The sequence below is a fragment of the Pseudovibrio exalbescens genome (assembly GCF_028737195.1).
Classification (GTDB): Bacteria; Pseudomonadota; Alphaproteobacteria; order Rhizobiales; family Stappiaceae; genus Pseudovibrio; species Pseudovibrio zosterae.
In genome coordinates, this window is sequence record NZ_JAQZAJ010000004.1 from 162,766 (window position 1) to 178,417 (window position 15,652).

The following is a 15,652-nucleotide window of genomic DNA, read 5'->3' on the forward strand; positions in this document are numbered from 1 at the left end:
CTACCCCATTTAAATCTTACCAAAATGTAAACGCATATGCCCGGGTTGATGGCTGCAGCACGGGACTTGGCAGCTGCCAAGTTGGCCTTACCCATAGAGGCCTTCGGAATCAGTCCAGTGTAATGGGTCACCGGCGATCATCTGCGTGATCATGGTGATAATGGAGTCTGGTTGTTCTTGAGGGAAAAAATGCGAGGCCTCCGTAAGCTTGATGTCGCGGGCTTTGGGGATGGCAGTTGCCAAGTTTGGCCAAGTTGGCGAGAAGCCAAATGAAAGCGGGCCGTCTTGTCCGTTCTTGTCGCGGGCTCTGACAATGGTGGTCTCACAGCTGATGTCGGCAAGACCGTTATAGGTCTCGGTTCCGCAGGCGTTGACATAAACCTCGGCTTCACGCGCCGGATTGCACGCCAGTTGGCAGCTGCCATCTTGCCCGTTTTCGATCAGTCCGTGCTGGCAGTAGTCTTTCAACACTTCCCTGTTCCAGCTGGAATACGGCGGCTTGCCTCGGAACTTCAAGAGCATTTCATCCGGGTCGCGCCACTTAGACCTGCGCCCCGCAACCGGATGATCCTCCGGGTTCATCTCATGCGGGTTTCCTGCACTGGCAGAGGGTGGCCACAGCACCGGGTCCAGCAACAGCAGGCGCTGAAAAAGTGTCGGACGCTGGCTTGCTGCATAAGCTAATAAGGCCCCGCCCATGGAATGGCCAACACCAAAGCCGCCCTTAAAATCAACGGCATCTAGGACAGCTACCACATCCTCGCCCAATTCATCCCACAGCATTGGGCCGTTGACCTGCTGGCTCCTGCCGTGACCGCGCGCGTCTACCGCCAGAAAACGAACATCCGGCAAACGGCGAATGATGTAGTCCCAGCAATGAGCGTGCAGGCCAGTTGCATGAAGCAGGAGAACGGGAGGTGATGAGCCCGGCCAATCGTGAGCGACGATCTGACCGCCTGGCGTGGAAATCTCCACCAATGTTGGTTGTGATGTGCGCATTGGCTACCCAGACAGTTTCGAAGTTTTGTCGACCATAGCTACATCATTGTGGCGCGTCTATTCGAACAAAGCATGGCAAGAATGCAACTTGGCAGCTGCCAAGTGTCCAGATGGCCGAAGGTTCATCTTGTGAAGATGACGTAGAGGCTGTTTACTTGAAAGGTACCCCGACTCGGCTTTCGATAGTTTTTGATGAATTGTTGAAAGCAGCGCGCCGGATGAAGTTTTGTTTTACCACGCCCGGGAGTAATCACCGGCGAAATTAAGAGTGTAACAAAGCAGTAAGTTCAGCTGACCCAAAATAATCTGCGTTCAATATCTATTGAGTTGCTAATCTAGCGTATGCGCCCACATTATATGTAAGCAAAGTTTTCAAGAATTTGGAGGCTGACACAACGAAAGGATTCCCCCGATGGATGTGTTCTCTCTATACTCTGAAATCTACGATCGGACCAAAGTCGAGGAGATGTCGCTGCAAGACTACATCCTCGGCTGTCGTGATGATCCTTCCATGCGAGCGACGATTGCGGAGCGCATGATTTCTGCTATTGGGGAGCCAGAAGTCATCGACACAAGCCTCGATCAGCGTCTCGGTCGTATTTTTCTGAACCGTACAATCAAGCGCTACCCCGCCTTTAAAGACCTTTTCGGGATGGAAGAGACCATCGAGCGGATCGTGGGTTTCTTCAGACACGCCTCTCAAGGATTGGAAGAGCGCAAGCAGATCCTCTACCTGCTCGGGCCTGTGGGGGGCGGTAAGTCCAGCCTGGCGGAAATTCTGAAAAACCTCGTTGAGCAAGAGCCGATTTATGTCTTGAAAGCTGGCGAACAGATCAGCCCGGTCTTTGAATCTCCCCTTGGCTTGTTCGACCGCGAAACAACGGGCGATCTGCTTGAAGACAAATACAATATTCCAAAGCGCCTTCTCACAGGGCTGATTTCGCCCTGGGCCACAAAGCGACTCGATGAATTCGAAGGCGATATTTCCCGCTTCAAGATCGTAAAGTTGTACCCGTCGAAGCTACGTCAGATTTGTGTTGCGAAAACAGAGCCGGGCGATGAAAACAACCAGGACGTTTCCGCGCTGGTGGGGAAACTCGACATCAGAAAACTCGAGCATCTGAGCCAGAATGATCCGGATGCCTACAGCTATTCGGGGGGCTTGAACCGGACAACTCAAGGGCTTCTCGAGTTTGTTGAGATGTTTAAAGCGCCGATCAAGGTGCTGCACCCGCTGCTAACCGCAACACAGGAAGGCAACTACACCGGCACGGAAAACATTGGCGCGTTCCCATTCCAAGGCTTGATCGTTGCCCACTCCAATGAATCCGAGTGGCAGCAATTCAAGAACAACAAGAACAATGAAGCGTTCCTTGACCGCATCAGCGTGGTGAAGGTGCCGTATTGTCTGCGGGTTACCGAAGAAACCGAGATCTACGAGAAGCTCTTGACGGGAAGTACACTTGGAGAAGAGCAGTGTGCCCCGGAAACCTTGAAGTTGCTCTCGCGCTTCTCCGTTCTCAGCCGCTTGAATGAGCATGAGAATTCAACGCTTTACTCCAAGATGTGCGTCTATGACGGCGAGAACCTGAAAGACATCGACCCTAAGGCCAAGTCGGTTCAGGAATATCGGGATGCAGCCGGTGTTGACGAAGGCATGAACGGCATTTCAACCCGCTTTGCCTTCAAGGTGCTCTCGGAAACCTTTAACCACGACACCTTGGAAGTTGCCGCGGACCCCGTGCACCTGATGTATGTTCTGGAGCAGGCGGTGAAACGGGAGCAGTTCCCGGAGGATACAGAGCAGCAGTATCTGGACTTCATCAAATCCGAGTTGGCACCGCGTTATGCGGAGTTCATCGGACACGAGATCCAGAAGGCCTATCTGGAATCCTACAAGGACTACGGTCAGAACCTGTTTGATCGTTACATTGCCTATGCTGACGCCTGGATTGAAGATCAGGACTACAAGGATCCGGACACCGGGCAGATGTTCAACCGTGAGATTTTGGAGCAAGAGCTTTCCAAGATCGAGAAGCCTGCTGGCATTGCAAACCCGAAGGATTTCCGAAACGAAGTCGTCAAGTTTGTGCTGCGGGCCCGCGCGGAAAACAGCGGCAAGAACCCGGATTGGCAGAACTACAAGAAGCTGCGCCGCGTTATTGAAAAGCGCATGTTCGGTCAGGTGGAAGACCTGCTGCCAGTGATCAGCTTTGGCTCCAAGAAAGACCGCGAGACAGATGCCAAGCACCACGAGTTTGTCTCTCGGATGATTGAGCGCGGTTATACCCGGCGCCAGGTTCAGCGTCTGGTGGAATGGTACATGCGCGTCAACAAGGCGGGGTAACACTCCGCAAACCTGAGCGGTTCCGGGCCGGTCATGTGTCGTTGAGTTTGAAACGATGCATGGCCCGGGCCGCATGGGCGCGATGCAGCGCAGGGTCGGAGTCAGAGCAGCAGAAGGTAGCTAATGGCCAATTTTATCGACCGGCGCCTGAACCCGAAGGACAAGAGCCTGGGTAATCGGCGACGGTTTTTACGGCGAGTTCGCAAACACATCAAGAAAGCGGTCGACGCGTCAGTGCGTGAACGCGGCATCTCGGATGTGGATCAGGGCGAACGCATTTCTGTACCTGCCGAGGGCATCACCGAACCGGTGTTTCGTCGGGCCAGGGACGCAGGCCACCGGGACTACGTCTTCAACGGAAACAAGGAATACCGCTCTGGTGACCGGATTGCCAAGCCGGAACAAGGGGGCGGTGGCAGCGGCAAGGAAGGCAGTGACAGCGGGGAAGGGGAGGACGATTTTGTATTTGCCCTGTCTCGCGAAGAGTTTCTGGACATCTTCTTTGAAGATCTTGAGCTGCCTGACTTAATCAAACACAGTTTGAAAGAGGTGCAGACCTTCAAACCGCGCCGGGCCGGTTATTCGGTTTCCGGGTCTCCAACCAACATCAACGTTGGCCGCACCATGCGCAACTCCCTTGGGCGACGGCTGGCCTTGCGCCGCCCGAACCAGAAGGAAGTCCGGGAGCTGCAGGAACAGATTTTCAAGTTGGAAGCTGTCTCGACGCCGACCTCCAAGCAGAAAAAGGATTTGATCCGGCTGCACAAGGAGCTGGAGGAGACATTGCGGCGGCAAAAGGTGATCGCCTATATCGATCCGCTTGATGTGCGGTACAATTATTTTCAGCAGCAACCACAGCCCAATGCCAACGCGGTCATGTTCTGCCTCATGGATACCTCTGCTTCCATGGGCGAGCGGGAAAAGGATCTGGCAAAGCGGTTCTTCGTGCTTCTGCATCTGTTCTTGAAGCGGCGCTACAACAAGATCGACGTGGTCTTCATTCGCCACACCCATAATGCGCAGGAGGTGGATGAGGAAGCGTTCTTCTATTCTCGTGAAACCGGCGGCACCGTGGTCAGCACGGCCTTAAAGGAAATGCTGGAGGTCATTGACGCGCGCTACCCACCGTCGGAATGGAACATTTATGCCGCTCAGGCGTCGGACGGTGAGAACTTTGCCGGCGACACGGACACCTGTGTGGAGCTGTTGAACGCAGAAGTGATGAAGAGGTGTCAGTATTTCGCTTACATCGAAATTTTGGATGAGGCCGAGCTAAAGTTGTTCCAGGGCGAAGAGAACGGCATGGAACTATGGCGCGGGTATCGACGCGTGAAGGAAGATTGGGCGAACTTCGCCATGAAGCGGATCGCCAGCCCCTCGGACATTTATCCGGTGTTCCGTCAGTTGTTTGCCAAGAAAATGAGTGGAGCGGCCTGATGACAGCAGTGAAGACCACCAAGGCCGAGCCGCTCTTCACTACGGCGGATTGGAACTTCGAGGTGTTGCAACGCACCTATGACGCCATCGAGGAAGTGGCGGTAAAGGACCTTGAGCTGAATGTTTACGCCAACCAGGTGGAGATCATCTCCTCCGAGCAGATGTTGGATGCGTATTCTTCCATCGGCATGCCGCTGATGTATCAGCACTGGTCGTTTGGTAAACACTTCGTTAACGACGAGGTGAGTTACCGAAAGGGCCTGCGCGGGTTGGCCTATGAAATCGTGATCAACTCCGACCCGTGCATCAGCTACAACATGGAAGAGAACACCATGGCCCAGCAAACGCTGGTCATGGCCCATGCTGCGTTTGGTCACAATCATTTCTTCAAGAACAATCACCTGTTCCGGCAATGGACTGATGCGGAAGGCATTCTTGATTATCTCAACTTTGCCAAGGGGTACATTGCCAAGTGCGAAGAACGCCACGGCGTTCACGAGGTGGAGCGCATTCTGGATGCGGCCCATGCGTTGATGAACAATGGCGTCTTCCGCTATCGCCGGCCGCAGAAACTTTCCCTGAAGGCCGAGCAGGAGAAGGAAAAGGAGCGCCGGGATTACGAAGAGCGCACCGTGAACTACCTGTGGCAAACCGTCTATTCCGGACCTGAGGGCCAAAAGTCCGAGGCGCAAAAGGAAGCGGAAGAACGCAAACACACCTTGCGTTTGCCGGAAGAGAACATCCTCTATTTTCTGGAGCAGTACAGCCCGATCCTGCAAATCTGGCAGCGAGAGATCCTGCGTATCGTCCGCAACATTGCCCAATACTTTTACCCGCAGCGCCAGACCAAAGTGATGAACGAGGGCTGCGCCTGTTTCGTGCACTATCACATCGTCAACACCTTGCAACAGCGCGGGTTGCTCTCAGATGGTGCCATGTTGGAGATCTTGCACAATCACTCCAACGTGCTGTTCCAGCCCAGCTTTGATGATCCAAGGTATTCTGGGTTCAACCCCTATGCTTTGGGGTACGCCATGATGGAGGACATCAAGCGGATTTGCCTGGATCCGACGGAGGAGGACCGGGCATGGTTGCCGGAGATTGCCGGTAAGAAAGACTGGAAGGGGGCCATAAAGGATGCTTGGGCCAATTACCGCGATGAGTCTTTCATTCAGCAGTATCTGAGCCCCAAGGTGATCCGCGACTTCCGCATGTTTGCCATTTCTGATTATGCGAAGGATTCCCATGTGACAGTCTCGTCGATCCATAATGAGCGTGGCTATGGGGAAGTGCGCGAAAAGCTGGCGCAAAACTACGATGTGGCGGTCATCGATCCGGACATTCAGATTGTTGATGTTGACCTCTTGGGTGACCGGCAGCTGAAGCTCCGCCACTACAAGCGCAACGGTGTTTCTTTGGATCAGAAGGAACGGGACAAGGTGCTGGCGTTGCTGCGCACATTGTGGGGTTATGGTGTGCTCTTGGAAGAAGTGGACGCGCCGCCGCCGCGCCATTGATCTCAAGGTATGCCGACAAGCGAGGGGAGGGGAGAATGGAAGTGAGTTCTCCCTAACCATATGCAGGTTCTGGCTGGCGCCCGGGTGGTTTGGTCTCTTATAGTTGCCTCATGACAACCACAAGAGCGGAGCCAACGGTCTGCCGCCCTGCATACAGAGCCTTCCAAAATGACGTCCTGGCGCAAGCAAGCTGTTCAACTCATTCAAGCGGACTACAATCGCTCCGCGGATACGCATCTCTTTCGGGTCGATGCTCCGGCCCTGACACGCGTTGATCTCTATCTGAAAGATGAGTCGACGCACCCGACCGGCAGCCTGAAGCACCGTTTGGCGCGGTCCTTGTTTCTTCACGCGATTTGTAACGGCTGGATCCGTGAAGGCAAGCCTGTCATTGAGGCTTCTTCCGGCTCCACAGCCGTGTCCGAGGCCTATTTCGCCAAACTGCTGGGCTTGGAGTTTATCGCGGTGATGCCCGCCACGACCTCTCAACAAAAGATTGCAGCCATCGAGTTTTACGGAGGGACCTGCCATTTGGTGGAAGACCCGACCACCATTGGGGCGGTCTCTCAGCAGCTCGCCGATGACACCGGTGGGCATTTTGTTGATCAGTTCACTTATGCGGAGCGGGCAACCGACTGGCGCGGCAGCAACAATATTGCCGAGAGCATTTTTGAGCAGATGTCCAGCGAGCGTTTCCCGGTGCCAAAATGGGTGGTGATGTGCCCCGGCACAGGCGGCACCTCGGCCACCATTGGGCGCTACATTCGCTACCGCTGTGAAGACACCAAACTGTTGGTGGTGGATCCTGAAAACTCTGTGTTTTATGACTGCTACGCACAGGAACGAAATGACCTGACGCTGACCTGCGGCTCTCGCATTGAGGGCATTGGGCGTCCGCGCTGCGAAAAATCCTTTGTGCCAACGGTGATTGACGAAATGCGGCAAGTCCCGGACGCGGCTTCCATCGGGGCCATGCGTGCGCTTGAAAAAACACTTGGGCGGCGCCCCGGCGGGTCAACTGGCACAAACTTCTACGGCGTTTGTCAATTGGCAGCGGAAATGCTGGCCCGGGGGGACGAGGGCTCGATTGTCTCGCTCATGTGCGATGGCGGCGAGCGCTATGCCAATACCTATTACAACGATGCCTGGCTGGAAGAGCACCACATTCACATCCGTCCCTATGAGGAGCAGGTTCTGACTTTCCTTGGGACTGGACGCTGGGAAGCCCTTTAACGCGCGGCAAGTTGAAAGTGCAGAGCGCCGCATCTCAGGGACGTCGGAGAGACGTGTTACACATGGACCCCGAAGGATGCGACGCTGCTGCGATCGTCTTTTGCCCGTCCAGGCGGGCCTTGATCAAGACAACCTCCCGCAATGGCCTATCTATATAAATCAAGGTGTTGAGGGCCCTATATGTAAGCACGATGATGCCCTGCCGACGCAACCCATGATTTATCATGGGCTACCCGTATTAGGTGTGCATCAAGCTTGCATAGCTGCCTTCAGCGTTGGCAGGAACGCCCAGATTTCTCTGTTCAATTTGACCATTTTCTTGATTGAGGCTCCCATGGATGCAATCCTTGCTTGATCAACAGGTTTAACCTCTCCCAAGTGCAACTGACCGTTCTTGCGCTGAATGCGCATGGAGTGCGTGTGCGTAATGGCCCCTTCAGCATCTGTCTTGAACACCGAGTGGTTGAACTCGTTGCGCAGGCGGGTGCTTTCATTAAAAAGCCGAATGATGCGGCGCAGCTGCCGCGTCACCTCTGGATCAGTCAGCTTGGCCTCTGCCAGCCGTTCAACCAGATCCAAGCGGGCGCGGGTCGTGTTCAAGGTGCCGAAAACGATGGTCGCGGTGATTTCATCGGTGCGCATGAGATACTGCAGCATGTAAATGAACATGCTTTCGTTGTTTGACCAACAATAACTCATGTTGCCAATAAGCGCGAAAATGAGGTTTCGCTCTCCAGCCTTTTCTTGGGCTATGCGTTGCAGGGCGTCAAAATCGGGCTGAAGTGGCTCGTCCTCGGGCATTTTTGGCATCCTCCCACTCACTCATTTTAAGAGTCTAGGGCATTTTACAGAACTTGCCTCCACGTCTTTTGGGTGAGGTGCATTACAAATCACCTAAGTAATGGGTGGTGAACCAATGTTGATGTGTGCTTGTAATGCTTTATTTCCCAGTCAACCTGGTAGATATCGAGTGAAAATTTACCAGTAAAGCTGATTTTACATGCGATTGGCACATAACAACGATTAGCCTCCAGATAACAGCAGCTTTCTGGAGTAGTCATGTATGTTTCAATTTTGCAATGGATGTTTTGCGCAACGAGCACTACGAGAAATGATGTAAATATTCAAATTGAATATATAGATTGTTCGATATCCATGGTCAAAACAGGCCTATTCTGCGCAGTTCATCCAGTAAAAACACAAGGTTAAAAAATAACGGGTGATTTTACACTGTTTGCCGCACCGGGTGTTCGTTTTGTTTAGTGTGCCCGCCTTGGCGTTCTCTTGTCCTTTTAGCCGAGGTCATCTTTGCGATTAGAAGATGTGGGGGCAGGGCAACAACAGGATCAAGGGATCGAGACAGTAAAGCGTCGCTGACCTGAAAACCATAGGTTTCAGGAAGGGTGTTGCTTTGCCTGAACGACGCTTGGGCTGTCTCTGGTCTGTTCCCGAAAAAGGGCGACTGCACAAACGCTGCAGGAAACACGCGGTGCTGGACCGTTCGACCCGATGACGTAGAAGATCGTCGCTTTGAAACGCCCGCCAGACCGCTCTATTGGAGCCAAGGCATGTCAGTTGATATTGATGACCTGAAAAACGCGATTGAAGACGCCATCAACGACGTTGATGGGCAAATGCCCATTCCTACCGATAATCCGGGCAATGATGCCGGATTGGCCGCGCATCAGACCAACGAGCTTTCCGATTTCGATCTGGTTGAAGCCCCTGAGCTGTCCAACGCGGCAGACCCATGGCAAACCGTCAGTGTGAATGGCGGCTCGGCAGCAGCTGGAAACGGGATTACCGACGTAAATGACGCCGGAAACGTCGGCGATGATCTTTCGATCTCGGGTGAGGCCGGAGCCTCCGCAGATGCTGCGGGCCGAGCGGACATGTTTGTCCAAAGCATCGAGATGGGCAACAACGTTCAGCAGAACGCCTTTTCGGCTGCGGTCACGGGCGGTGACTACGATGTATCTGCGTCTGGTGGTGAGGGCGCGTCCTTCAACAGCGGTCAGGCGTCAGATTCTCAGCTGGAAACGCTGAGTGCGGTGAGCCTGGAGCAGGCAAACACCGCAGATGATGCGGATGAGATTCTTGACGCGACGGTGCTGAGCGAAAGCAATGTGTCGCGCAATCCCACTCAAACGGTGACCGTTGACGGCGGTGTTGCCACCGCAGGTGATGGCATCAACAGCGTTGGCGGGGGTGCAGTTGGCGCAGCGGGCAGTGTTGGCGACGATCTGTCCATAGAAGGCAGCGCCGCTGCCAGCGCGGACGCACAAGGCGTTGCCACATCAGCCAATCAGGCGCTTGCGACCGGGGAAAACACCCAGATCAACGCGGCTGATCTTTCCGTCACGGGCGCTGATGTGAACGTTGCTCAAGGTGGCGGCGCAGGCGCGGGAACCGATGGGGCGGCGCAGCTTTCTTCCATCAGCAGCGCTGAAAATGTTTTCGCAACCTCGTTCTCAGCCGTTGAGCAGCTGAATGAGCTGACTGACGATGAAGACCTGGTGGAAACACCCAGCGTGACCAACGCAAGTCAGCTCACCCAAACGGTTGACGTTGACGGTGGCACCGCCTCTGCCGGTGAAGGGGTTGATGTTGGCGGCCTTGTGGGGGCGTCTGGTGTAGGTGGCGACGCCAGCATCGGTGGCTCCGCATCGGCTTCTGCGGATGCCCAAGGCGTTGCCATGTCCTACACGCAGGACATTGACAGTGGCGCAAACCAGCAGGCGAACTCTGCGGCGATTTCTTCGGTTGCCGGAAGCCGCGCTGCCGCAAGTGCGGAAGAAAATGGTGCTACCATTGCTGCTGACAGCGGTGCGTTGATGGCCCCATTTGTTGGCTCCACTCAGGCCGCGGGCATTGCCCAAGAAAACATGGCGGAAGACGCAGATGAGATCTCATCTGCGACGGTTCTCAATGATGGTGACAACCTTGATGGCGGCATCCCGAGTGAAGGCATTGTCACGCAAGGTGTGACCGTGAATGGCGGGATTGCCAACGCGGGAAATGGCATTGCCTCCGGATCTGGTGTAGGCAATGGCACAACAGAAGGCGACACCAGCATCAGCGGCCACACCTCCGCGTCCGCAGATGCAATCGGCGGGGCTTCTGTATTCAAGCAGGCGCTCACAACTGGCGGCAATCTTCAGCTGAATGACGCCGCCGTTGAAATGGTTGGCGGCAGCACCGCCAAGGCAACCGCAGGCGAGAATGCGGCGCAGGTTGGCGATGTGGCATGGTCTTCGGACTCATTTGCGGTGGGGGCCGATCAGGCCATTGAAAGCGCAAACTACCTGGCAGACGAAGATGAGATCACGGATGCGACGGTTGTAAACAATCCGTTCGACGGCACCACCGACGAGCCGGTGACCAACCTTGAGCAGACAGTGACGGTCACGGGTGGAACATCTACAGCGCTGGATGGCGTGTCGCAATCAGCCGGCACCATCGGCGACTTCAGCAGCGTTGGCGATGATGCCTCCATCGTTGGAAGCTCAGAAGCGGGTGCGGATGCATCCGGAACGGCGACGGCGTTCAATCAGGCTTTGGCGACAGGCGGCAATCGGCAGATCAACGAGGCTTCCGCGTCCACCGTTGGCGGGCATGTGATTTCTGCTGAAGCAGGGGAAAGCGGTGCATCCGTGGGTGCAGTGAATGGCGGTGCTCCAGATGGTCTGACCGTAATTGAGGCCGAGCAGAACATCGGGCAGCTCAACATTGCCGAGGACGATGATTTCATCGCGTCGCCTCTGGTTGAAAATCAGGAAGGCGGCATCGTTGAACAGAGCGTTGCTTCCACTGGTGGCACTGCAACTGCCGGAAATGGCATTCAGCAGGTTGAGGCAAGCAGCCAGATCGGCGGCGACGCTGAGGTGATGGATGATGCCAGCATTGTCGGTAAAACCTCCGCAAGTGCTGATGCATCTGCGGCGGCCAGTGCGTTCAATCAGGTCATCGCAACCGGTGGCAACACACAAGCCAACCAGGCAGACGCTACTATCACCGGTGGCAATAGCGTGTCAGCCTCCGCAGGCAATGATGGCGTGAGTGTTGACATGCCAACCTTGCGCGGCATCACGCCAAAGATCGATCCGGTTGTCAGCATTGAGCAGATGAATGACAGCACGGACAATGACGACATCAACGATGCTCAGCTTGTGAATGCTGGCACCTTGTCCCAAACCATCTCTTCTGTGGGCGGTTCGGCCACAAGTGAAGATGGCATCAGCCAGATCAATGGCGGCAGCTTGGGGGCACAGGATGTCAACGGCGACAGCGCGATCTCCGGCAGTGCCTCGGCAAGCGCGGATGCAACTGCAGTTGCGTCGGCCTTCAACCAGTCCATCAGCACTGGCTCAAATGTTCAGTTGAACCAGGCCTCAGTTGACATCGTTGGCGGTGACGACAGCGCGGCAACTGCTGGGGAGAACAGTGCCTCTCAGGATACATGGGCGCAGGCCCCGCGTTTCATTGGTGCTGACTCGGATGCTGAAGTAACGCTTACCCAACAGAACCTGCTTGAATCCGACACGGATGAGGTGACTTGGGCAACGGTTACCAATGACGGTGCCGTTGATCAGGACGTGGGCAGCACCGGCGGCGCTGCTTCCAGCGGAGACGGCATCGACCAGTACTACACGGCACCAGATGGGGCTCGTCTTGGCGGCGATACTGTGGGCGATGACTCCACCATCGCAGGGGCCTCTGATGCGTCAGCGGATGCCAGCGGTGGCTCGGCGGCTTTCGGGCAGTCCATCAATGTGGCAAGCAATGGCCAGCAGAACACGGCGGCGACCAGTGTCGTGGGCGGCGACGCAGTTTCGCTTTCCACGGGCGAGGACAGTGATGGCAGCCTGCCTTCTTCCGTCGCTGGCCCGATTGTTGGCCCGAGAGTGGCGCTGTCGGCGGAGACCACCATTGAAGTCGAGCAGGCCAACTTGCTGGACAGCGACTATGACTACGTCGAAAGTGCAAGGGTCACCAATGACGGGAGTCTGGTCCAGAACGTTGCCAGTGAAGGCGGCAGCGCCAGCGCTGGGTCCGGTCTCGTTGGCGATGGTTCCAGCCAGATGTTGTCCATGGGTGGGCCGAATGAGACGGGTGATGACGCCTCCGTGTCTGGGTCAACCAATGCAAGTGCAGATGCCGTTGCTCAGGCTTCAGCTTTCAATCAGTTGATCCGGACGGGCTCAAACGTTCAGATCAACAATGCAGCTGTTGAAGTGACGGCCTCCAACGCAAACTCCGTGAGCATCGGTGAAGATGCAACCGGTGGGGCAGCGGCGCTGGCCTCTGGTTTCATGGCAGGCAATGCGGACACGCTGATTACCTTGGCTCAGGCCAATAGTGCCGATGATGGTGATGAGATCGTCGATGCGGTGGTGACCAACGCCAGCGGCAGCGATGTGGCGCAAAACGTCACAGCCAATGGCGGCGAAGCCACTGCGCAGCACGGCATCCATGATGATGGCGCCAGCCAGTTCAACGCGGGCGGCACCGTGGGCGACGATTACAGTGTCTCAGCAAAGGCCCTGGCCTCAGCGGATGCGTCGGCTCAAGTCTCTGCTTTCAACCAGACCCTGCTTTCCGGCGGCAACACTCAAGCCAACGCGGCCAGCGTTGACTTTGTCGGCGGTAACGACACGGCGTTGTTTGTGGGCGACGACGATAGTCTGGATCTGTCCGTGACCCCGTCCGGCGGACAGCTTCCGGGTTTGAACAGCTACAAAGACGGCACTGACACCGTCTTCACAGCTGAACAGACCAACAGCCTGGCCGATCAGGACTACATCGAAAACCCAAGCGTCATCTCGGCAAACAGCACGGACATGGACCAGATGGTCTCTGTTGATGGCGGTGTTGCGATGGCCGGTGACGGCATTCTGGATGCAGAAGACCTGTTCGACTTCTCTGCCGGTGACGACATGTCCATCGCCGCGGCAACCTCCGCCACGGCCGATGCCATGGGTGTGGCCTCTGCCTTCAATCAGACAATCGTCATGGGGGCCAATGTTCAGGCTAACTCCATCGAGGTGTCTGTGGTGGGCGGTTCCTCCACGGTCAACGTCATTGGCGAAGACGACATGGCATCTTGATCTGCCCCTTGAACCAAAGCCTGCGCGGAGACTATCCGCGCAGGTCTTCTTTGAAGACCAACAGTCAAGGCAACCCAGATGCTGTCGCAATCCATCAACGAAATTACATGGCACTTCCTCGGGTATCTCAAGCTGAGGGAAGACCTTGCAACAACATCCATCCGCTACGACCACGCCATATCCGGCTTTGAAGACGTTCTCGTTGAGCAAATGGTGGACGTAAAGCCATGGCGCACGGACGAACCGGAAGAGCTGCCCTCCACCAACGCCTCACCGGTTGGCGCGGACCCTCTGGGTGTGCCGATCGCAGTGCCGGATCTTTCCTTGGATTTCATTCCCGCTCTGAACGGCCTTGTTGTTGGGCCAGAGGGCCAACCACCCGTTGATGCTCCGGCGCAAACCGCGCCGTCTGGACCCCTTGATGGTCCCGCGCCGGTTACCGACTGGGAGTTGGATGTAGAGCTGAACTACGACTTCTTCAGCGCACCGGGTACGTATGTCGGTATTGAGCAGGAAAACGCGCTGCAGGATGACGATGTTCTGGTTCAGGACCATGTGGTCTGGGCTCCAGCAAGCGAGCTTCCATCTGCAGAGGCAGTGCTTCAGAGCGCAGTTGAAGCCTCCGAGGCGGCGGTGGTGCCCGGACTGCTCGCTGAGCTGGCACAACCCGAACCTGAGCTTGCAAAAGAGGCTGCGCAAGGGCAGGTCGCCCGTGCTGAAAACGGGTTCAAAGACGTCACCGTGAAGATCGGTGAGAACACCGGCACCTATGACCCAACAGAATTTGAGGCACAAAAAGACGCGGAGGCAGAAACAGCCCCCGTCAGTTCAAAAGAGCCCGAAGCGCCTGAACACAGTGTCGCCTTGGGCGACAACGAAGCAACCAATGTTGCCGTGATTGCCGATTTGATTGAGGCAAAAACATCGGTGGTGGTCATGGGGGATTACTACGCCACCAACGCCATTGTTCAGAGCAACGTTTATGTGGGCGCTGGACAAACGACACAGCAGGCGGCCAGCACCGGCGAACCCACCCTGTTCAACGCCAGCGAGATCAGCAGCTCGGGGGAGACGTTAATTTCTTCCTATGTATCTGGAGCATCAGCGCTTTATTCGTTCGACGTGGATGTGGCGGTGGGGAACCTCTACAACGTCAGTGTTGTGCAGCAGTACAATTTTCTCTCTGACAATGATCACATCCAGTACGAGCTGAACGCAGGCGGCAGCTACGTGTCGCTTGGCGATAACACGCAGGTCAATGCGGCCCAGGTGATCAAGGATGTGTCCGCCTACGACATGATCATTACCGCAGGCGACTATTTTGATCTCAACTACATCTCGCAGCGCAATGTGCTGTTGGATGCCGACCGGGTGTCCTGGGAAGCTTCTGGCTTGACCGATGCGGGGCAAGGCAACCGCCTCATCAACGATGCCAAGATCAAGACGATTGGTGGCGGCTCGCTGTTCAAACCAATGGACTCCGAGGCATCGGCGTTTTTTAGCGGGATAGCACAACACGAAAGTTCTTTGACCTACAAGCCAGCCGGCTTCGAGTTCGGCTTTCCTCAGATCGGCTCCACTGATTTCAAGGTGCTGTTCGTCACAGGAAACAGCTATCACCTGAATGTCATCGAGCAGGTGAATGTCCTTTCCGATATGGACACGGGCCGTATCATCGGCGAGGGCGCTGCGACTGGGGAGCTTGATACACCAAACTACGGCAGCGGCGGCGCAAACCTTGCGCGAAACAAGGCGGAAATCATCGATTACGACAGCCAGTCCGGGTTTCAGTATCTGGGCGGCGCCTACTCCGAGGAAGACCTGCTCATTCAGGTCAACATCTCGGTGGAGGACAGCGCCTCCGCTCCTTCTCAGCTCAAGTCGGCAGGAGACCTTGTGAATGAAGTTATTGCTTTCACAGGAGGGGAGGACAGCGGGCCGACGGACGAGGGGGGCTATGCATTTGCCTCACTCAACGCGGGAGACCTGTTTTCTGATCTCCTTACCTAGAT

At 55.7% G+C, this 15,652-nt stretch carries 8 protein-coding genes; 6 read left to right on the forward strand and 2 right to left on the reverse strand.

Annotated elements, in window-relative coordinates:
• Positions 1-87: 87 nt before the first annotated feature.
• Positions 88-999 (reverse strand): alpha/beta fold hydrolase, encoded by a 912-nt coding sequence (locus PUV47_RS13135; RefSeq protein WP_274219025.1) that lies wholly within the window; start codon positions 997-999, stop codon positions 88-90.
• A gap of 412 nt (positions 1,000-1,411) precedes the next feature.
• On the opposite strand from PUV47_RS13135, the gene PUV47_RS13140 reads away from it, so the two are divergent.
• The 4 genes from PUV47_RS13140 (at position 1,412) to PUV47_RS13155 (ending at position 7,533) form a co-directional block, all read left to right on the forward strand.
• The gene (locus tag PUV47_RS13140; protein ID WP_274219026.1) at positions 1,412-3,346 is read left to right on the forward strand and encodes a PrkA family serine protein kinase; all 1,935 of its coding nucleotides are present in this window, start codon (positions 1,412-1,414) and stop codon (positions 3,344-3,346) included.
• Positions 3,347-3,469: 123 nt separating this feature from the next.
• Positions 3,470-4,783: a YeaH/YhbH family protein gene (locus PUV47_RS13145; RefSeq protein ID WP_274219027.1), complete on the forward strand. Its 1,314-nt coding sequence runs from the start codon at positions 3,470-3,472 to the stop codon at positions 4,781-4,783.
• On the forward strand, positions 4,783-6,300 hold the full coding sequence (locus tag PUV47_RS13150) for a SpoVR family protein (RefSeq protein ID WP_274219028.1): 1,518 nt from the start codon (positions 4,783-4,785) through the stop codon (positions 6,298-6,300). The genes PUV47_RS13145 and PUV47_RS13150 overlap by 1 nt, the downstream gene beginning before the upstream one ends.
• 168 nt (positions 6,301-6,468) lie before the next feature.
• Complete coding sequence (locus tag PUV47_RS13155) at positions 6,469-7,533, forward strand: PLP-dependent cysteine synthase family protein (RefSeq protein ID WP_274219029.1); 1,065 nt, start codon at positions 6,469-6,471, stop codon at positions 7,531-7,533.
• A 249-nt stretch (positions 7,534-7,782) separates the two neighbouring features.
• Here the strand turns inward: PUV47_RS13155 and PUV47_RS13160 are convergent, their stop codons facing one another.
• Positions 7,783-8,334 (reverse strand): hypothetical protein, encoded by a 552-nt coding sequence (locus PUV47_RS13160; protein ID WP_274219030.1) that lies wholly within the window; start codon positions 8,332-8,334, stop codon positions 7,783-7,785.
• A gap of 767 nt (positions 8,335-9,101) precedes the next feature.
• On the opposite strand from PUV47_RS13160, the gene PUV47_RS13165 reads away from it, so the two are divergent.
• On the forward strand, positions 9,102-13,640 hold the full coding sequence (locus PUV47_RS13165; protein WP_274219031.1) for a beta strand repeat-containing protein: 4,539 nt from the start codon (positions 9,102-9,104) through the stop codon (positions 13,638-13,640).
• Positions 13,641-13,718: 78 nt separating this feature from the next.
• On the forward strand, positions 13,719-15,650 hold the full coding sequence (locus PUV47_RS13170) for a hypothetical protein (RefSeq protein WP_274219032.1): 1,932 nt from the start codon (positions 13,719-13,721) through the stop codon (positions 15,648-15,650).
• The last annotated feature ends 2 nt before the right edge of the window (positions 15,651-15,652 follow it).